Source organism: Micromonospora humida, assembly GCF_016901255.1.
GTDB lineage: Bacteria > Actinomycetota > Actinomycetes > Mycobacteriales > Micromonosporaceae > Micromonospora > Micromonospora wenchangensis.
In genome coordinates, this window is sequence record NZ_JAFEUC010000003.1 from 290,628 (window position 1) to 309,007 (window position 18,380).

Here is an 18,380-nt window from a genome sequence, read left to right on the forward strand (position 1 = left end):
GATGCCCGGTGGGCATCCCGTCGGCGGCGCGCGTCCGCCGCCGCCCGACCACCTCCGGAGACACCCGTGCGATTCCTTCCTGCCCTGCCCACACCCCGACTGTTCCGCGCCACCTGGACGCGGGTCGCCGCGCTCGGCGTCGCCGCCCTGCTCGCCGGCACCGCGCTGACCGCCTGCGGCGGCGACTCCGAGGCGGCCGACAACCCGTACGGCCTGCTCCAGCCGGGGGTGCTGCGCGCCGGCACGCTCACCGACGCCCCACCGAACGTCTACCTCAAGGACGGCACGTTCACCGGCTTCGACAACGACCTGCTCGTCGCCGTCGCCGGCAGGGTCGGGCTGAAGGTCGAATTCGTCGGCACCGACTTCTCGGCGCTGCTCTCCCAGGTCAACAACCGCAAGTTCGACGTCGGCAGCTCCTCGATCACCGTCACCGAGGCACGCAGGAAGACCGTCGACTTCGGCAACGGCTACGACTTCGGCTACTTCGGCCTCGACGTGCCGGCCGGTTCCCCGCTCACCGGCTTCGACCAGCTCGCCGGCAAGCGGGTGGTGGTCGTGCAGGGCACCGTACAGGACGACTACGCCACCTCACGCAAGCTCGACCCGGTGCGGGTGCCCGACTACAACGGGGCGATCAACCAGCTCAAGGCCGGCACCGCCGACGCCTGGATCGCCCCCGCCGAGATCGGCGAGAAGTCGGCCGCCGACAGCAACGGCAAGATCACGGTGGCGGCCACCGAACTGAGTCCGGCCCCCACCGCGTACGCCGTCGCCAAGGGCAACGACGCGCTGCGCGAGGCGCTGGACAAGGGCCTCGACGAGGTCATCGCCGACGGCACCTGGACCCGGCTCCAGCAGCAGTACTACCCGGGGCGGCCGATCCCGGCCGGCTTCACCCCCGGCAGCGGCGACGTCACCGCCCCGGGCGCGGCGACGCCGTCGGCGTCGGCCACCTCCTGACGGTACGACCAGACCAGCGAGCGGGGCGGTAGGAGAACACGATGGATCCGTTGAGCACCCTGTGGGAGACCTTCTTCGACGGGGACTCCATGCGCGAGGCGCTGCCCGAGATGCTGACCGTCGGGCTGCCCAACACGCTGATCCTGGCGGTCTCCGCCGCCCTGCTCGGCTCGGTGCTGGGCATGGCGCTGGCCGTGGCGGGCATCTCCCGTACCCGGTGGTTGCGGTGGCCGGCCCGGGTCTACACCGACGTGTTCCGGGGCCTGCCGGCCGCCGCCACCATCCTGCTGATCGGCGTCGGCCTGGCCCCGCTCGGCATGCAGGTGTGGGGCCCCAACCCGTACCCGCTGGGCATCCTGGCGCTGTCGCTGATCGCCGCCGCGTACATCGGGGAGATCTTCCGCTCCGGTATCCAGAGCGTGGAGGCCGCGCAGCTGGAGGGGGCCCGCGCGCTGGGCTTCTCCTGGGGTGAGGCGATGCGCCTGGTGATCGTCCCGCAGGGGGTACGCCGGGTGCTGCCGGCCTGGGTGAACCAGCTGATCGCGCTGATCAAGGACTCCAGCCTGGTCTACTTCCTGGGCCTGCTGGCCAGCCAGCGGGAACTGTTCCGGATCGGGCAGGACTACGCGGCCAACACCGGCAACCAGTCGGCGCTGCTGCTGGCCGGCCTGTGCTACCTGCTGCTGACCGTGCCGCTGACCCACGCGGTCAACGCCATCGACCGCCGGCTGCGCCGGGGCCGGACGGTCACCGTCGATCCCGACGACGACGGCGGGCTGGCCCTGGCCGGCGAGACCGCCCTACCGCAACCGCGCCCCACCCGGGAGGACCCCCGATGAGCACCGGCACCGCGACAACCACCTCGGTCAGCCTCGCCGTCCGCGACGTGCACCTGGCCTTCGGGGCGAACCGGGTGCTACGAGGCGTCGACCTGGACGTCGCCCGGGGCGCCACGGCCTGCGTCATCGGCCCGTCCGGCTCCGGCAAGTCCACCCTGCTGCGCACCGTCAACCGGCTGATCGAACCGGACTCCGGTGACGTCCTGCTCGACGGGCGCAGTGTGCTGCGCGACGACCCGGACGCCCTGCGGCAGCGGGTCGGGATGGTCTTCCAGCAGTTCAACCTGTTCCCGCACATGACCGTGCTGCGCAACATCACCCTGGCCTTGCGCCGGCTCAAGAAGCTGCCCGAGGAGGAGGCGGTGGCGCTGGCCCGTTCCCAGTTGGCGCTGGTCGGCCTCGCCGCCAAGGCCGACTCCCGGCCCGCCCACCTCTCCGGCGGGCAGCAGCAGCGGGTCGCGATCGCCCGCGCGCTGGCCCTGCAACCCCAGGTGATGCTCTTCGACGAGGCCACCTCGGCGCTGGACCCGGAGCTGGTCAAGGGGGTGCTCGGGGTGATGGCCGACCTTGCCGCCGGGGGCATGACGATGGTGGTGGTCACCCACGAGATGGGCTTCGCCCGCTCGGTCGCCGACACCGTCGCGTTCATGGACCACGGCGTCGTGTTGGAGGCCGGCGCACCGGAGGCGGTCTTCGAGTCACCGCAGCATCCCCGGCTGCGCCGCTTCCTGTCCCAGGTGCTCTGAGACGCGCGACGCCGCTCCCGGCAGGGCGGGAGCGGCGTCGGGTGGTGCGGATGGCCCGGCGGTCAGGTCATGTCGTCGTAGCGGCGGTCGATCGGTTTGGGCGGGGCGACCGGCTCGGAGGCGTGCACCGGCTCGGACAACTCCAGCTCCGGCGTGGCCACCACCGGGTCGTCGTCCAACTCCAGCGGCGACACCTCGTCGTCGCTCAACCCCGCGTAGGAGCCGTCACGCCGCTTCCTGCGCCGGTCGTTGACGAAGGCCACCCCGACCGCGACGAAGTACAGCAGCGACAGCGAGAGGGCCAGCAGCGTCATGCCGAACGGACCCGGGTCCGGAGTGGCGATCGCGGCGAACGCGAAGCAGATGAAGATGACCGCGCGCCACCAGCTCAGCAGGCGCTTCGCGCTCGCCACGCCGGTGAAGTTGAGCATCAACAGGATCAGCGGGAACTCGAATGCCACCCCGAACAGCAGGATCATGTTCGTGACGAACGAGATGTAGCGGGTCACCTCGAGCTGGGTCGACAGCCCGGTGACACCGGACTCCATCAGGAACGCGAGACCCTTGTCCACCACCAGGTAGGCCAGGACCGCCCCGGCGGCGAACAGCGGTGCCGCGATCGACACGAAGACGTACGCCCACTTGCGTTCGTGCCGGTGCAGGCCGGGCGCGATGAACGCCCACAGCTGGTAGAGCCAGACCGGCGCCCCGACGATCAGGCCGATCCACAGCGCCAGCTTCAGCTTGAGGATGAAGCCGTCCGCCGGTGACAACTGGAGGAACTGCTGACACTCACCCGACGCGTCGAGGGCACCGGGCAGCCGGCAGTACGGCTCCTTGAGCAGATCGAACGCGGGCTGCGCGAGCCAGAAGCCCACGATCAGGCCCACCACGATCGCCAGCGAGGCACGGAACAGCCGGTTCCGCAGCTCGCGGACATGCTCCATCAGGGTCATCGAACCGTCGGAGGCCCGTTCGAAGGTGCTGGGGCCACGTTTACGGAGCGCGAAGGCCACGGTGATCGGGCCCTTCGTTCAGTTGTCGCGGACGCGCTGCACCGGGTCGACCGGCGGGGCGAGCGGCTGCTGCGGAGCCTGCGGCGGGGCGTACTGCTGCTGGGGCTGCGGCGCGTACTGCTGCTGGGGCTGCGCGTACGGCTGCTGGGGCTGCGCGTACGGCTGCTGCTGCACGGGCTGCTGCTGGGGCGGCAGCGGCTGGTAGCCGGCCTGCGCGTCGGCCTTCTCGGCCAGGTCGCGGTCGTCGTCGGCCAGGCTCTTGGTCTCCGCCTTGATGATCCGCAGCGAACGGCCGAGCGAGCGGGCCGCGTCGGGGAGCCGCTTCGCGCCGAACAGCAGGATCAGCACGACCACGAGTACGGCGATGTGCCACGGCTTGAGGGCACCCATGGGAAGCTCCAGTCGCTCTGTGTCGAAGGGTGTGTCGAAGCCCATCGTACGTGCGTGACGGGCTGCTGCCACCCGCCGGGCCACCGCTGATGCGGCCCGGCCGGTGAAGTCTTGACCACCTGCGAGTGTCCCGTCAACCACCTGGACGGGTGCAGAGCTGCGTGAAACGGACTCCGGACGGGCCCCGGGCGGGCGGCCCACCGACCGCTGTCGATCAACTCCCGCGCTTGGCCTTGATCAGTTCGAGCCGCTGCTGGGTCGTCTCGGTCTGCCGTTGCAGCACCTCGGCCCGTTCCTGCAACGCCTCGGCGCTGTGCCGCAGCGTCTCGGCCTCGGCCTGGCGACGCTGCAACGCCATCGCCGCCCGGCGCAGCCGGGGCAGTCGCACCAGCACCGGACGGACCGCCAGGGCCAACACGACCAGCGCGAACAGCAGCACCGCCAGAACGATCCACTTCACCACGCCGGTCAGCCTACCGGCACGTCACCGCGCCCGCCGGGCAGGCCGAGGCCGCCGGGCGTCGCGTACGCCTCCAACGCGGCGGTGGCCTGGGCGCGTACCTGGGTGGCCAGCTCGACCGGGGCGAGGACGGTGACGTCCGGGCCGAGCCCGAGCACGAAGCGGCGGGCCCAGTCGAGGTCGGTCACCCGCAGCGACACCCTCCAGTGGTCGCCGTCGACCTCGACCCGCTCGCACGGGTAGTACTCAGTGATCCACCGCTCGCCCCGGCCGATCCGCAGGGTGATCAGCGGCAGGTCCGGTGACGGCTGGAACACCCCCTGCCGCAGGTCGTGCGGGCGGGCCTGCGGCGGCACCACGGCCGGCTCGTCCAGCTCGACCACCGCGTCGATCCGGTCGGCCCGGAACAACCGGACCGCCTCGGCGCGGCGGCACCACGCCTCGACGTACGCCCGGCCGTCGACCATCAGCATCCGCAGCGGGTCGATGACGCGGTCGGTGCTCTCGTCCCGGGCGGCGGTGTAGTAGGTGATCCGCAGCGCCCGCCGCCGCTCGACCGCGGCCCGCAGTTCCTGCACCCGCTGACTCTCGCCGGGCAACCGGACGGCCACCGGCGCGCCGACCAGGTCACCGGCCGCGTTCTCGATCTTGGCCAGGGCCCGTTCGACGGCCTCCCGGTTGGCCACCCCGGGGGTCTCGGCGAGCATCCGCAGCGCCACCACCAGGGCCAGCGCCTCGTCCGGGGTGAGCCGCAGCGGCCGGTCGATGCCGGCGTCGTAGGTGATGGTCACCCGGTCGCCGTCGAAGGCCATGTCGATCAGGTCACCCGGGCCGTAGCCGGGCAGCCCGCAGACCCAGAGCAGCTCCAGGTCCTCCCGCAGCTGCCGTTCGGTGACGCCCAGGTCGCCGGCCGCCTCGGCGATCTCGATGCCCGGCCGGGCCAGCAGGTAGGGCACCAGGTTCAGCAGCCGGGCCAGCCGGTCGGCGGAGGTGCGCGCGGCGGGGCGGGTCACCGGGCACCCCCGGCCACGGCCAGCTCGTCGTGCCGGGCGGCGATCTCCTTGAGCCGTTGGATCACCGCGTCGCGCACCTCGGGTGGCTCCAGGACCCGGACATCCGGGCCGTAACCGACGAGCTGACCGGCCAGCGACTCCGGATCGGCGTAGGGCAGCACCAGCCGGTCGCCGTCGGGGCCGGGCACGCTCTGCACCGCCCACCGGCGCAGCCCGGCGACCCGCCCGGGGGTGGCCAGCACGGTGGCCCGGCCGGTCCGCTCGACCGGCCCGGACCAGGTGGCCACGTGCGAGATCAGGTCGACGCCGGCCGGTGGCTCGTAGCCGCCGGGCGCACCGGTGACCCGGACCGCGCCGGTCACCCGGGACAGCCGGAAGCAACGCGTCGCCGCCCGGTCCCGGTCGTGGCCCACGACGTACCAGCGGCCCCGCCAGCAGACCACGCCCCACGGCTGCAGCCGGCGGCGGGTCGGCGCGTCCCGGTCGGGGACCCGGTAGTCGAAGGTGACCTCGCGGCGGTCCCGGGCCGCGGCGGTGAGTGGGGCGAACGCCGGATCGACGGTGACCATCGGCTCCAGCCCCAGGGTGGCCTGCGGGTCGACGTCCACGCCGGCCGCGCGCAGCTTGGCCAGCCCCGAGGAGGCGGCGGCGGCCAGCCCGGCGTGCTGCCACAACCGGGCGGCGATACCCACCGCGGCGGCCTCGTCCGGTTCGAGCGGAATGTCGGGCAGAGCGTACTCCCGGTGGGCGATCCGGTAACCGGGCTCGGCGTCGAACACGCTGGCCGTCCCGGTCTCCAGCGGCACCCCCAGCTCGCGCAGTTCCGCCTTGTCCCGCTCGAACTTGCGCTGGAACGCCTCGTGTTCCCGGGCGTCGTCCGGATCGTGTTCGTAGCCGGGCACGGTCGCGGCGATCTGCGCGGCGGTCAGGAACCGCCTGGTGGACAGCAGACAGATCACCAGGTTGACCAGGCGTTCGGTACGACTCCGCGACACGGGGTGAACGCTAGCAGCCCGGGCGGGATACCCGTGCACCCGCGCGGGGTGTGGCGTGACGGACACCCCGCCGCCCAGCGCAGGCGGCCCGGCGGACTTACGGTGACCGCATGGCGGAGGCCGAAGGCAGCAGCGAGAGCGTCGGCACGGTGGTGGTGGCCGGGGCGGCGAACCTCGCCATCGCGGTGGCGAAACTGGTCGCCGGGATCGTGTCCGGATCGGCGGCGATGCTCTCCGAGGCGGCCCACTCGGTCGCCGACACCACCACCGAGGTGCTGCTCTACCTGGCGTTGCGCCGGGGGGCCCGGCCCGCCGACGTCCGGCACCCGTTCGGGTACGGCAAGGAGAGCTACGTCTGGGCGTTCCTGGCCGCGCTGTTCACCTTCGTCGCCGGTGCCGGCTTCGCGATCACCCACGGTGTGACCACCATCCTGGTGCACGAGCACAGCGGCGACTACCTGATCTCGTACGTGGTGCTGGCGGTCTCCTTCGCCATCGAGTCGGTGTCGCTGGCCCGCGCGGTACGCCAGGTACGCGGCGAGTCCCGCCGCTGGGGGACCACCCCGCGCCGGTTCCTGCGGCTGACCGCCGACACCACCGTCAAGGCGGTGTTCCTGGAGGACAGCGCCGCCCTGATCGGCCTGCTCATCGCGGGGGTCGGGCTGGGCCTGTCGCAGCGGACCGGCGACGAGCTGTTCGACGGTGTCGCCTCGATCCTGATCGGCCTGCTGCTGCTCGTCGTCGCCGCCATTCTGGCCAAGAGCAACATCTCGCTGCTGGTCGGCCGGGCGGTGCCCGAACGGCTGCACCACGAGATCGAACGCGAGCTGGCCGGCCTGCCGACGGTGGACCGGGTCGACACGCTGCTGACCATGCAGCTCGGCCCGGACGACATCCTGGTGGCCGCCAAGGTCGACTTCCGGGACGAGGCGACCGGGGCCGACATCGAGGCCGACGCCGACGAGGCCGAACGGCGGCTCACCGACCGCTACCCGGAGATCGGGTACGTCTTCCTCGACCCCACCCGGTCCCTGCCCGGCGCCGGCCGCCACGCCCGGCGGACCCAGCAGGAGCCCGGCCCGGTGCGCGACGCCCCGCTCGACACGGCGTACCCCGGCCCGGCCGCCGACGCGCGCCCGCCCGACGGGCCGTCCGATCAGGAGGCCGACGGCCGGCGCTGACCGCAGGCGGCCCCGCACGCGGCCGGCCGGGCGGCCGGCGATAGCGTGCCGGGCATGGTGCGATGGCGGTCCGGGACGGTCACGGCGGTACGGCGACGGTGGGCCGGCGCGGTGGAACTCGACGTCGCCCTGCCCGACGGGGCCACCATGCGCGCGCTGGCCTACCCGGAACTGGTCGGCGACCCCGTCCCCGGCGACCGGGTGCTGCTCAACGCCGGAGCGCTGCTGATGGGCCTCGGCACCGGCGGGTACGCCCTGGTGGTCGCCCTGCCCGACCGGCTGCCCGCCGACCCGCCGCAGGCCGGCGACACCCGCGACGCCGGGCACCTGGTCAAGGCGCGGTACACCCCGTTGCAGCCGATCATGCTCGGCGTCGACGAGGAGGCGTCGCCGCACCACGCGCTGCTCGCCGCCGTCGACGACCTGGACGGGTTGCCGGTGGTCACCGCCGACCTGCACTCCGCCCTGCCGGCCATCCTCGCCGGCATCCACGCCGACTCCCCCGGGGCCCGGGTGGCGTACCTGCTCACCGACGGCGGTGCGCTGCCGGCCTGGTTCTCCCGCACCCTCGACGGGCTGCGTGACGCGCTGGTCGGCACGGTCAGCGTCGGGCAGGCGTTCGGCGGGGACCTGGAGGCGGCCACCCTGCACACCGGCCTGCTGGCCGCCCGGCACGTGCTCCGCGCCGACGTGGCGATCGTCGCGCAGGGGCCGGGCAACCTGGGCACCGGCACCCGGTGGGGGTTCTCCGGCGTCGCCGTCGGCGAGGCGGTCAACGCGGTGGCGGTGCTGGGTGGCCGGCCGGTCGGGTCGCTGCGGATCTCCGACGCCGACGCCCGCCCCCGGCACCAGGGGGTGTCACACCACAGCCTCACCGCGTACGGCCGGGTGGCGCTGGCCCCGGCGGAGCTGGTGGTGCCGGCCGGCCTGCCGCCGGAGCTGGCGGCCCGGGTGGACGCCGCGCTGGTCCCGCTGGCCGGCCGGCACACCCTGGTCCGGGTCGACACCGACGGGCTGGACGCCGCGCTGCGTGCCCTGCCCGTGCGACTGTCCACGATGGGCCGGGGTCTGGACGCCGACCACGCCTACTTCCTGGCGGCGGCGGCCGCCGGTCGGCACGCCGCCGCGCTGCTCGGCTGATTGGCCGGCATCAGCCAGCGGCGCGGTCGGCGCCACCGGTACCCCTGATCCGGTGGCCGCCGTCGCACCGGATGCCGGTGCCGGACCGGTGTCAGCCGACCAGGAAGATCAATGCGAGCCAGCCGACCACGATGGCGACCAGCGCCACGGTCAGCACCCAGGTCGGCACGGTGTACTCGCCCCGGCGGTTGCGGGCGATCTCGTCGCGGATCTTCGCCCGACGCCTGTCGATCCAGTTGAGCCGCTGGGTGTCGCCGCGCTCGCGGTCGGCGGATTCGGATTCGTTCATCGCCCCGCCAGCGTACCGGTGGGCCGGCGGCCGTCACCGACCGCCGGCCCCCTGGTCACATGCTCGCGATCAACCGCTCCACCCGCTCGTCGTACGCCCGGAAGGGGTCCTTGCAGAGCACGGTGCGCTGCGCCTGGTCGTTGAGCTTCAGGTGCACCCAGTCGACGGTGAAGTCGCGCCGCTTCTCCTGGGCGTGCCTGATGAACTCGCCGCGCAGCCGGGCCCGGGTGGTCTGCGGCGGGGTCTCCTTGGCCTCGAAGATCTCCGGGTCGGTGGCCACCCGGTCCACCTGGCCGCGCCGCTCCAGCAGCCCGTACAGGCCCCGGCCCCGGCGCAGGTCGTGGTAGGCCAGGTCCATCTGCGCCACCCGGGGGTGCGACAGCGGCAGGTCGTGCTTGCGCTGGTAGCGCTCGATCAGCCGGAGCTTGCTCACCCAGTCGATCTCGCGGGCCACCGGGTCCAGGTTGCCGCTCTCCACCGCGTTCAGCACCCGGCCCCACAGCTCCACCACCCGCTTGGCGGTCTGGTCGCCGCCGCGACGCTCCACGAACTCGGTGGCCCGCGCCAGGTACTCCTGCTGGATCTCCAGGGCGCTGACCTCCTTGCCGGAGGCGAGGCGCACCTTGCGCCGGCCGGTGATGTCGTGCGACACCTCCCGGATGGCCCGGATCGGGTTCTCCAGCGACAGGTCGCGCATCACCACGCCCGCCTCGATCATCCGTAGCACGATGTCGGCCGAGCCGACCTTGAGCAGCGTGGTGACCTCGTTCATGTTGGAGTCGCCGACGATGACGTGCAGCCGCCGGTAGCGCTCGGCGTCGGCGTGCGGCTCGTCGCGGGTGTTGATGATCGGCCGGCTGCGGGTGGTCGCCGAGGAGACGCCCTCCCAGATGTGTTCGGCCCGCTGGGACAGGCAGTAGACCGCTCCGCGCGGGGTCTGCAACACCTTGCCGGCGCCGCAGATCAACTGCCTGGTGACCAGGAACGGGATGAGCACGTCGGCGAGCCGGCCGAACTCACCGTGCCGGGACACCAGGTAGTTCTCGTGGCAGCCGTACGAGTTGCCGGCCGAGTCGGTGTTGTTCTTGAACAGGTAGATCTCACCCGCGATGCCCTCGTCGTGCAGCCGCTTCTCCGCATCGACGAGCAGGCCCTCCAGGATGCGTTCACCGGCGCGGTCGTGGGCGACCAGGTCGGTGACCGAGTCGCACTCCGGAGTGGCGTACTCCGGGTGCGACCCGACGTCCAGGTAGAGCCGGGCCCCGTTGCGCAGGAACACGTTGCTCGACCGTCCCCACGACACCACCCGGCGGAACAGGTACCGGGCGACCTCGTCTGGGGACAGCCGCCGCTGCCCGCGATAGGTGCAGGTGACGCCGTACTCGGTCTCGAGGCCGAAGATTCGCCGCTCCATGATGTGACACTAGCCGCCCGGAGGGTCGGTTCGTCACTGTCACAGCACAGGTAGTGTGCTCCGGTCGCCCGGATCCCGTCCGGCTACGCCGTCCCGGCCGGCCCCGACCCGGCCACGAACGCCTGGCAGGCGGCGTGATCCGGCAGCATTCCCGCCGCCCGGGCCTGCGCGAACGTCGGTGCCGCCGCGTCCCGGGCGGACAGTAGCGGCACCTCGACCGGCCACTCGATGCCCAACTCCGGGTCGAGCGGGTGCACCGCGTGTTCCCCGGTCGGGTTGTAGGTGGTCGAGCAGAGGTAGCTCAGGGTCGCGTCGTCGGTCAACGCACAGAAGCCGTGCCCCAGCCCCTCGGCCAGGTAGACCGCCCGCCGGTCGGTGTCGTCCAGCCGGACGCCCTCCCAGCGACCGAAGGTCGGCGAGCCGGTCCGCAGGTCCACCACCACGTCGAGCACCGCGCCGCGGACGCAGGTGACGTACTTGGCCTGGCCGGGCGGGACGTCGGCGAAGTGGATGCCGCGCACCACGTCCCGGCCGGAGACCGACAGGTTGGCCTGGGCCAGCCGCAGCGGGTGGCCGACCGCCTCGGCGAGGTGGTCGAACCGGTACCACTCCATGAACAGGCCGCGCGGGTCGCCGTGCTGCTGCGGGGTGACCTCCCAGGCGCCCTCGATGCTCAGCGGGCGAATCTTCACCGCACTCCCTCCGTTGACGACTGTGCCGCGCGCAGCACCGCCTCGTCGTGCTTGTCGGCCAGCAGGCCCAGCAGGTAGTCACCGTAACCGCTCTTGGTCAGCGGCTCGGCCAGCGCGCGGAGCTGGTCGTCGTCGAGCAGGCCGGCCCGCCAGCAGACCTCCTCGACGCAGCCGATCTTCATGCCCTGCCGTTCCTCGATCACCCGGACGAACTCGCCGGCCTGCATCATCGAGGTGAACGTTCCGGTGTCCAGCCAGGCGGTGCCCCGGTCCAGGACGGTCACCGACAGCTCACCGGCCTCCCGGTACGCCTCGTTGACCGCGGTGATCTCCAGCTCGCCCCGGGCGCTCGGGGTGAGCTTGCCGGCGATCTCGACCACCCGGTTGTCGTAGAAGTACAGGCCGGGCACCGCGTAGCGGGACTTCGGCCGGGCCGGCTTCTCCTCGATCGACAGCACCCGGCCGTCGGCGTCGAAGTCGACCACGCCGTACGCCTGCGGGTTGGCCACCGGGTAGGCGAAGACCCGGCCGCCGACGAGGTCGCCGTTGTCGGCCAACTGCCGGCCGAGGCCGACGCCGTGGAAGATGTTGTCACCCAGCACCAGCGCCACCGAGTCGTCGCCGATGAAGTCCGCGCCGAGCACGAACGCCTGCGCGATGCCCTCCGGACGGGCCTGGGCGACGTACTCCAGCCGCAGCCCCCACTGGCTGCCGTCGCCGAGCAGCCGCTGGAACTGGTCCTGGTCCTCCGGGGTGGTGATCACGAGGATCTCCCGCACCCCGGACATCACCAGCGTCGACAGCGGGTAGTAGACCATCGGCTTGTCGAAGATCGGCATCAGCTGCTTGGACACCGCCCGGGTGATCGGCCACAGCCGGGACCCGGTGCCACCAGCGAGAAGGATTCCACGCACCGGGGGAGCCTACCGGGACCGGCGCGAACCGGACACCGGGGTCATGTCCCCGGGACAGCGGGCCGGTGCGCGTACACTTCCGTCCCCGTGAGGATTCTCGTCACCGGCGGAGCCGGATTCATCGGGTCGGAGTACGTACGGATGCTGCTGGGCGTACCCGGCGGCGACGCGTCCGGGGTGCCCGCCGTCGAGCCCACCACGGTGACCGTGCTGGACAAGCTGACCTACTCCGGCAACCTGGACAACCTCGCCCCGGTGCGCGACGACCCCCGGCTGCGGTTCGTCCGGGGCGACATCTGCGATCCGGCGACCGTCGACGAGGTCGTCGCCGGTCAGGACGTGGTCGTGCACTTCGCCGCCGAGTCGCACGTCGACCGGTCGATCGAAGGTGCCGCGCCGTTCGTCACCACCAACGTGCTGGGCACCCAGACCCTGCTGGACGCGGCGCTGCGGCACGGCACCGGCCGGTTCGTGCACGTCTCCACCGACGAGGTGTACGGCTCGATCGACTCCGGTTCCTGGACGGAGACCTGGCCGCTGGCCCCGAACTCGCCGTACTCGGCTTCGAAGGCCGGTTCCGACCTGCTGGCGCTGGCCTACCACCGGACCCACGGGATGGACGTGGTGGTCACCCGCTGCTCCAACAACTACGGGCCGTACCAGTTCCCGGAGAAGGTCGTCCCACTGTTCGTGACCAACCTGCTCGACGGGGGCACCGTGCCGCTCTACGGCGACGGCGGCAACATCCGGGACTGGCTGCACGTGCACGACCACTGCCGGGGCATCGCGATGGTGGCGCACGCCGGGCGCTCCGGCGAGGTCTACCACATCGGCGGCGGCACCGAGTTGAGCAACAAGGAGCTGACCGGGCGGCTGCTGGAGGCGTGTGACGCCGGCTGGGACCGGGTCGTCCCGGTCGCCGACCGCAAGGGTCACGACCGCCGCTACTCGCTGGACATCAGCAAGATCAACACCGAGCTGGGGTACGCCCCGAGCATCGACCTCGACGAGGGCCTGACCCGGACCGTCGCCTGGTACCGGGACAACCGGGCCTGGTGGGAGCCGCTGAAGAAGGCGTCGGGCGCATGACCCGGGTGCTCGTCACCGGCGCGGGCGGCATGCTCGGCCGGGACCTGCTGGCGGTGCTGGCCACCCGGGGCGACCTCACGGTGACCGCCGCCACCCGCGCCGACCTCGACGTCACCGACGCCGGGGCGGTCCGGGCCGCCGTCGCCGGACACGACGTGGTGCTCAACACCGCCGCGTGGACCGACGTCGACGGGGCGGAACGCGACGAGGCGGCGGCGACCGCGGTCAACGGCGACGCGGTGGCCCACCTGGCCCGCGCCTGCGCCGAGCACGGCGCACGACTGGTGCACGTCTCCACCGACTACGTCTTCGCCGGCGACGCCGACACCCCGTACGCCGAGGACGCCCCCACCGACCCGATCAACGCCTACGGCCGCAGCAAGCTCGCCGGGGAGCGGGCCGTGGTCCGATTCCTCCCCGAAACCGGCTACCTGGTGCGGACCGCCTGGCTCTACGGGGCACACGGCCGCAACTTCGTCACCACCATGCTCGGCCTGGCCGCCACCCGGGAGCACCTCGACGTGGTCGACGACCAGCAGGGCCAGCCCACCTGGTCGTACGCGCTGGCCACCCGGCTGGTGGCGCTCGTCGACGCGGCCCTGGCCGGACGTGCCCCCGCCGGGACCTACCACGGCACCTGCACCGGCCGGACCACCTGGTACGGCCTGGCCCGCGCCGCCTTCACGCTGGCCGGGCTCGACCCGGACCGGGTCCGACCCACCACCAGCGACCGGTTTCCGCGTCCGGCCGCACGACCCGCGTACAGTGTGCTAGGGCACGACCGGTGGGCCGAGGCCGGCCTGCCCCCGCTGCCGGACTGGCACGACGCGCTGTCCGACGCCTTCGCCTCCCCGACTGCACCCACCCCGTGGAAGGTCGCATGAAGCTCACCCTCGTCACCGGTCTGACCGGCCTGATCCTGCTCGCCACCATCGTCGAGCTGCTGCGCCGCCGGCAGCTCCGCGAGAAGTACGGCATGCTCTGGCTCGGCGTGCTGGTCATCGTCATCCCGTTGTCGCTGTTCCCCCGCCTGCTGGACAACGTGGCCGGCTTCTTCGGCGTGGTCTCCGGCGTCAGCCTCGTGCTCTTCCTCGGCATCGTCTTCCTGCTGCTGGTCTGCGTGCACCTGAGCTGGGAGGTCAGCGCGCTGGAGGAGGAGACCCGCACCCTGGCCGAGGACTTCGCCCTGCTCCGCGCGCAGATCGACGCGGAGCGCGCCGCCCGGCTCGCCGACGGCGCGCAGGTCACCGCAGCCACCCGAGACGAACTGGTGTCCCACGATGGTTAACGGCAAGCGTGTCCTGATCATCATCCCGGCGCTCAACGAGTCCGGGTCGATCGCCGACGTGGTCGGCGAGGTCCGGGGCGAACTGCCCGGCGTCGACGTGCTGGTGGTCGACGACGGCTCCACCGACCGGACCGCCGCGGTGGCCGCCGCCGCCGGTGCCCGGGTCGCGAAGCTGCCGTACAACCTCGGGGTGGGCGGCGCGATGCGCCTCGGCTACCGCTACGCCCGGGACAACGACTACGACGTGGCGATCCAGATCGACGCCGACGGCCAGCACGACCCCCGGTACGTGCCCAAGCTGGTCGACCTGCTCGACGACAACGACCTGGTCATCGGTGCCCGGTTCGCCGGCGAGGGCGACTACTCGGTGCGCGGGCCCCGGCGCTGGGCGATGGTCATGCTGTCCGGGGTGCTCTCCCGGGTCGCCAAGACCCGGCTGACCGACACCACCTCCGGGTTCCGGGCCGCCAACCGGCGGGTCATCGAGATGTTCGCCGGCTGGTACCCGGCGGAGTACCTCGGCGACACGGTGGAGACCCTGGTGCACACCGCCCGGCGCGGCTACCGCATCCGTCAGGTGCCGGTGGCGATGCGCAAGCGGATGGCGGGCACCCCCAGCCACTCCCCCGCCAAGGCGATGATCTACCTGGGCCGGGCCTTCGCGGTGCTCACGCTGGCGCTCATCCGCCGGTGATGCGGCGGCTGCTCCACCTCGTCCCGCCCGGCACCCTCGCCGTCGGAGGCGGGCTCGCCCTGCTCGGGCTCGCCTCCTACGTGCACCTCGCGGTGGCCGGGCACGCCCTCGACCTCGCCGACTACTCCTCGCTGTCGGTGCTCTGGTCGATCGTGTTCACCCTCGGCATCGGCGTGTTCATCCCCGTCGAGCAGGAGGTGGCCCGGGTCGTCGCCGCCCGCCGCAGCCAGGGGCTCCCCCCGGGGCCGGTGCTGGCCCGGGGGGCGGTCGTCGCCGCCGCCGTGCTGGCGCTGCTCGTCGTGGCCACCCTGGCCGGCTATCAGGCGCTCACCGACCGGCTGTTCGCCGGTGACGGCACCATGGTCGCCGTGCTGATCGGCGCGCTGGTCGCGATGGCCGTCGCCTACACCACCCGGGGCGTGCTGTCCGGCCTGCAACTCTTCCCCTGGTACGGCGCCCAGCTCGGCGTCGACGGAGGGTTGCGTATCGCGCTGGTCGCCGGGCTCGGCGTCAGTGGCGTCACCGACCCCGTCTGGTACGGCGCGGTGCTGGTCGTCGCACCGCTGCTGTCGGTGCTGGTGACCCTCCCGCCGGTGCTGCGGGCCGTCGGCGGCGGCCTCCCGGTGGCCTGGGGCACCCTGCTGCGCGGCCTCGGCCTGCTCACGGTCTCCAGCCTGCTCTCCCAGGTCGTGGTCAACGTCGGCGTGATCAACGCCCGGCTGATCGACCCGGCCGACGTGGCCACCGCCGGCGCGCTGCTCTCCGCCCTGGTGCTGGTACGCATCCCGCTGTTCGTCTTCGGCTCGATGCAGGCGTCGCTGCTGCCCGGCCTCGCCACCACCGCCACCACCGGCGACATCGCCGGCTTCCACGGCCTGCTGCGCCGGGCGCTCGGCGTGGTCACCGCCCTCGGCGTCGCCGGCGCGATCGGCGCGGTGGCGCTCGGCCCGTGGCTCGTGCACCGGCTCTTCGACGCCCCCGGCGTGCTCGGCCACGGCGACTTCGCCTGGCTGGCCGTCGGCACCCTGGCCTACCTGTGGGCGATGGTGCTCGGCCAGGCCCTACTCGCCCTCGACCGGCACCGCGCCCAGGCCGTCTCCTGGACGATCGGGGTGGCCGCCCTGCTCGCCGTCACGGTCGTCCCGGCCCCGGTCGCGCTCCGCGTCGAACTGGCCTACGCCGTCGGTTCCGTCGTGGTGGCCGCCACCATGGCCGTCCTGCTGCTGCGCCGGGGCACCCGCCCGGCCACCCCCACCCCCGGCCGGCCGCTCGACGACGTGGTGGCCACCGGCGTCTCCGGAGGTCTGTAGATGTCCCGCCCCCAGGTGTCCGCGGTGATGCTCGCCTACGGCGCCGAGCCCTACCTCGTCGACGCCGCCCGCGCCGTGCTGGCCAGCACCGACGTCGAGATCGAGCTGATCGTGGTCGACAACGGCTGCACCGGTGACGGCATCGACGTGGTCAAGGGCTTCGCCGGGGTACGGGTGGTCCGGCCGGAGGAGAACACCGGCTACTCCGGCGGCTGCCGGGTCGGTGCCGCCGAGGCCACCGGTGAGTGGCTGGCCTTCGTCAACTCCGACGCCGTCGTCGCCCCCGACGCGCTGGCCCGGACGGTGGCGGTGGCCGGTGAGCCGGGCGTGGGCGCGGTGATGGCCTCGATCCGGCTCGCCGAGAACCCCGACCTGATCAACACCTCCGGCAACCCGCTGCACTACATCGGACTGTCCTGGGCCGGCGGCAACGGTCAGCCCGCCAGCGCGCACGCCCGACGGACCACGGTGCCGTCGATCAGCGGCTGCTGCTTCGTGATCAACCGGGCGCTCTGGCGGGAGCTGGACGGCTTCGCCGCCGAGTACTTCGCCTACCACGAGGACACCGAGATCAGCCTACGGCTGTGGCAGCGCGGACTACGCCAGGAGTACGTCCCGGACGCCGTGGTGGTGCACCACTACGAGTTCTCCCGCAACAAGCTCAAGCACTACCTGCTGGAACGCAACCGGCTGATCTCGCTGCTCACCGCGTACGAGACGCGGACGCTGGTGGTGCTGGCCCCGATGCTGCTGCTCACCGAGGCGGCGATGCTGGTGGCCGCGCTGCTCGGCGGCTGGGCGCGGGAGAAGACGCGCGGTTGGGGTTGGCTGTGGACCAACCGGGCCTGGGTGCGGGCCCGACGTCGACAGCTCCAGCAGGAGCGGACGGTCCCCGACGGGATCATCGCCGAGCTGATGACCGCCAAGGTCGACCCGTCGAACGTCGAGTCGCCGCCCGGGATGGGCATCTTCAACGTCATCGCCGCCGGCTACTGGGCACTGGCGAAGCCGCTGCTGCGCACCCGCTGACCGTCGACACGCCAGGGGGCCGGGGTGCGCACCCCGGCCCCCTGGCTGCGTCCGCGTCAGGCTTCCGGCTTCTCCTGGGGCTGACCCTCCAGGTCGGCCGAGCCGGCCGAGGTGGTGGGCTTGTGCGCCTCCTCCGTCGGCACCGTCGGGGTCGCGGCCCGGCCGTCGGCCGGCGCGGCGTCACCTGCCGCGTCACCCTCCAGCAGCGCGGTGAGCGCCGCGCCGGTGATCCGCCGGAAGGTACGCCCCACCCGGTTGCGGTCCAGGACCGCCACCTCCAGCTGGTTGGGGGCGATCGTCCGGGCCGCACCACCCTCGCCGCCGACGCTGCTCAGCGCCTTCATGGCCACCCTGACCGCCTCGCTGAGCGACATGTCGGGGCGGTGCTCGGACTTGAGCACGCCGGTGATCGCCTCGGCCTGACCGCCCATCGCCATCCGGCCCGGCTCGTCGTTGACCGAGCCGTCGTAGGTGAGCCGGTACAGCTCGTCCTCGTCGGCCGTGGCGCCGACCTGCGCCACGCAGATCTCCACCTCGAACGGCTTGGACTGCTCGGTGAAGATCGCGCCGAGGGTCTGTGCGAACGCGTTGGCCAACGCCCGGCCGGTCACGTCGCGCCGGTCGTAGCTCAGGCCGTTCAGGTCGGCCATCCGTACCCCGGCGCGGCGCAGGTTCTCGAACTCGTTGTACCGGCCGACGGCGGCGAAGCCGATCCGGTCGTAGATCTCACTGACCTTGTGCAGGGCGCTGGAGAGGTTCTCCGCGACGAAGAGCACCCCGCCGGTGTAACTCAGGACCACCGCGCTGCGCCCCCGGGCGATGCCCTTGCGGGCCAGCTCGGAGCGGTCGCGCATGATCTGCTCGGGCGAGGCGTAGAACTGCATGGCCACGGCGGCGGTTCTCCTTCTGGCGCTGTGC

21 protein-coding genes are annotated in these 18,380 nt (G+C 72.7%); 11 read left to right on the forward strand and 10 right to left on the reverse strand.

The window, feature by feature from the left end:
- The first annotated feature begins 66 nt into the window (after positions 1-66).
- The 3 genes from JQX11_RS08245 to JQX11_RS08255 are packed head-to-tail and all read left to right on the forward strand — an operon-like array spanning position 67 to position 2,548.
- A complete protein-coding gene (locus tag JQX11_RS08245; protein ID WP_307826115.1) occupies positions 67-963 on the forward strand; it encodes an ABC transporter substrate-binding protein in 897 nt (298 codons plus the stop codon).
- A gap of 41 nt (positions 964-1,004) precedes the next feature.
- Entirely contained in the window at positions 1,005-1,802 is a 798-nt protein-coding gene (locus JQX11_RS08250) for an amino acid ABC transporter permease (RefSeq protein WP_204924386.1), read from the forward strand.
- Complete coding sequence (locus JQX11_RS08255) at positions 1,799-2,548, forward strand: amino acid ABC transporter ATP-binding protein (protein ID WP_204924387.1); 750 nt, start codon at positions 1,799-1,801, stop codon at positions 2,546-2,548. Before JQX11_RS08250 ends, JQX11_RS08255 begins: the two co-directional genes overlap by 4 nt.
- A gap of 62 nt (positions 2,549-2,610) precedes the next feature.
- Here the strand turns inward: JQX11_RS08255 and tatC are convergent, their stop codons facing one another.
- The 5 genes from tatC to JQX11_RS08280 form a co-directional block, all read right to left on the reverse strand.
- Positions 2,611-3,564, reverse strand: a complete 954-nt coding sequence (gene tatC, locus JQX11_RS08260; protein ID WP_204924388.1) for a twin-arginine translocase subunit TatC — start codon at positions 3,562-3,564, stop codon at positions 2,611-2,613.
- 18 nt (positions 3,565-3,582) lie between these two features.
- Positions 3,583-3,954 carry a Sec-independent protein translocase subunit TatA gene (gene tatA / locus JQX11_RS08265; protein WP_204924389.1) on the reverse strand — a complete coding sequence of 124 codons (372 nt, stop codon included), beginning with the start codon at positions 3,952-3,954 and terminating at the stop codon, positions 3,583-3,585.
- Positions 3,955-4,168: 214 nt separating this feature from the next.
- The gene (locus JQX11_RS08270) at positions 4,169-4,417 is read right to left on the reverse strand and encodes a hypothetical protein (protein WP_204924390.1); all 249 of its coding nucleotides are present in this window, start codon (positions 4,415-4,417) and stop codon (positions 4,169-4,171) included.
- A 5-nt stretch (positions 4,418-4,422) separates the two neighbouring features.
- A complete protein-coding gene (locus JQX11_RS08275; protein ID WP_204924391.1) occupies positions 4,423-5,427 on the reverse strand; it encodes a helix-turn-helix transcriptional regulator in 1,005 nt (334 codons plus the stop codon).
- Positions 5,424-6,422, reverse strand: coding sequence for a helix-turn-helix transcriptional regulator (locus JQX11_RS08280; RefSeq protein ID WP_204924392.1), 999 nt, complete (start codon positions 6,420-6,422; stop codon positions 5,424-5,426). Before JQX11_RS08280 ends, JQX11_RS08275 begins: the two co-directional genes overlap by 4 nt.
- Before the next feature lie 110 nt (positions 6,423-6,532).
- Between JQX11_RS08280 and JQX11_RS08285 the strand changes: the two genes are divergently transcribed.
- Both JQX11_RS08285 and JQX11_RS08290 read left to right on the forward strand, forming a co-directional pair.
- Positions 6,533-7,603 (forward strand): cation diffusion facilitator family transporter, encoded by a 1,071-nt coding sequence (locus JQX11_RS08285; protein WP_204924393.1) that lies wholly within the window; start codon positions 6,533-6,535, stop codon positions 7,601-7,603.
- Between the two features lie 54 nt (positions 7,604-7,657).
- Positions 7,658-8,743, forward strand: a complete 1,086-nt coding sequence (locus JQX11_RS08290; RefSeq protein ID WP_204924394.1) for a DUF3866 family protein — start codon at positions 7,658-7,660, stop codon at positions 8,741-8,743.
- Positions 8,744-8,834: 91 nt separating this feature from the next.
- Here the strand turns inward: JQX11_RS08290 and JQX11_RS08295 are convergent, their stop codons facing one another.
- From JQX11_RS08295 to rfbA, 4 genes are all read right to left on the reverse strand, one after another.
- A complete protein-coding gene (locus tag JQX11_RS08295) occupies positions 8,835-9,032 on the reverse strand; it encodes a hypothetical protein (RefSeq protein WP_204924395.1) in 198 nt (65 codons plus the stop codon).
- A 55-nt stretch (positions 9,033-9,087) separates the two neighbouring features.
- Positions 9,088-10,446: a Pup--protein ligase gene (gene pafA, locus JQX11_RS08300; RefSeq protein WP_088646860.1), complete on the reverse strand. Its 1,359-nt coding sequence runs from the start codon at positions 10,444-10,446 to the stop codon at positions 9,088-9,090.
- A gap of 83 nt (positions 10,447-10,529) precedes the next feature.
- Positions 10,530-11,138, reverse strand: a complete 609-nt coding sequence (gene rfbC, locus JQX11_RS08305) for a dTDP-4-dehydrorhamnose 3,5-epimerase (RefSeq protein WP_204924396.1) — start codon at positions 11,136-11,138, stop codon at positions 10,530-10,532.
- Positions 11,135-12,052, reverse strand: a complete 918-nt coding sequence (gene rfbA, locus JQX11_RS08310; RefSeq protein WP_204924397.1) for a glucose-1-phosphate thymidylyltransferase RfbA — start codon at positions 12,050-12,052, stop codon at positions 11,135-11,137. The genes rfbC and rfbA overlap by 4 nt, the downstream gene beginning before the upstream one ends.
- Before the next feature lie 87 nt (positions 12,053-12,139).
- On the opposite strand from rfbA, the gene rfbB reads away from it, so the two are divergent.
- The 6 genes from rfbB to JQX11_RS08340 are packed head-to-tail and all read left to right on the forward strand — an operon-like array spanning position 12,140 to position 17,462.
- The gene (gene rfbB, locus JQX11_RS08315) at positions 12,140-13,141 is read left to right on the forward strand and encodes a dTDP-glucose 4,6-dehydratase (protein WP_204924398.1); all 1,002 of its coding nucleotides are present in this window, start codon (positions 12,140-12,142) and stop codon (positions 13,139-13,141) included.
- Positions 13,138-14,025 carry a dTDP-4-dehydrorhamnose reductase gene (gene rfbD / locus JQX11_RS08320; RefSeq protein WP_204924399.1) on the forward strand — a complete coding sequence of 296 codons (888 nt, stop codon included), beginning with the start codon at positions 13,138-13,140 and terminating at the stop codon, positions 14,023-14,025. The genes rfbB and rfbD overlap by 4 nt, the downstream gene beginning before the upstream one ends.
- Entirely contained in the window at positions 14,022-14,429 is a 408-nt protein-coding gene (locus JQX11_RS08325) for a DUF2304 domain-containing protein (protein WP_145920204.1), read from the forward strand. Before rfbD ends, JQX11_RS08325 begins: the two co-directional genes overlap by 4 nt.
- Positions 14,422-15,123 carry a glycosyltransferase family 2 protein gene (locus JQX11_RS08330; RefSeq protein WP_145920205.1) on the forward strand — a complete coding sequence of 234 codons (702 nt, stop codon included), beginning with the start codon at positions 14,422-14,424 and terminating at the stop codon, positions 15,121-15,123. The genes JQX11_RS08325 and JQX11_RS08330 overlap by 8 nt, the downstream gene beginning before the upstream one ends.
- Entirely contained in the window at positions 15,123-16,433 is a 1,311-nt protein-coding gene (locus tag JQX11_RS08335) for a lipopolysaccharide biosynthesis protein (RefSeq protein WP_232377471.1), read from the forward strand. Before JQX11_RS08330 ends, JQX11_RS08335 begins: the two co-directional genes overlap by 1 nt.
- A complete protein-coding gene (locus tag JQX11_RS08340; protein ID WP_204924401.1) occupies positions 16,434-17,462 on the forward strand; it encodes a glycosyltransferase family 2 protein in 1,029 nt (342 codons plus the stop codon). It abuts the gene before it with no gap.
- Positions 17,463-17,518: 56 nt separating this feature from the next.
- Here JQX11_RS08340 and prcA read toward each other — a convergent pair whose 3' ends face one another.
- Positions 17,519-18,352 carry a proteasome subunit alpha gene (prcA, locus tag JQX11_RS08345; protein WP_204924402.1) on the reverse strand — a complete coding sequence of 278 codons (834 nt, stop codon included), beginning with the start codon at positions 18,350-18,352 and terminating at the stop codon, positions 17,519-17,521.
- Positions 18,353-18,380 lie beyond the last annotated feature (28 nt).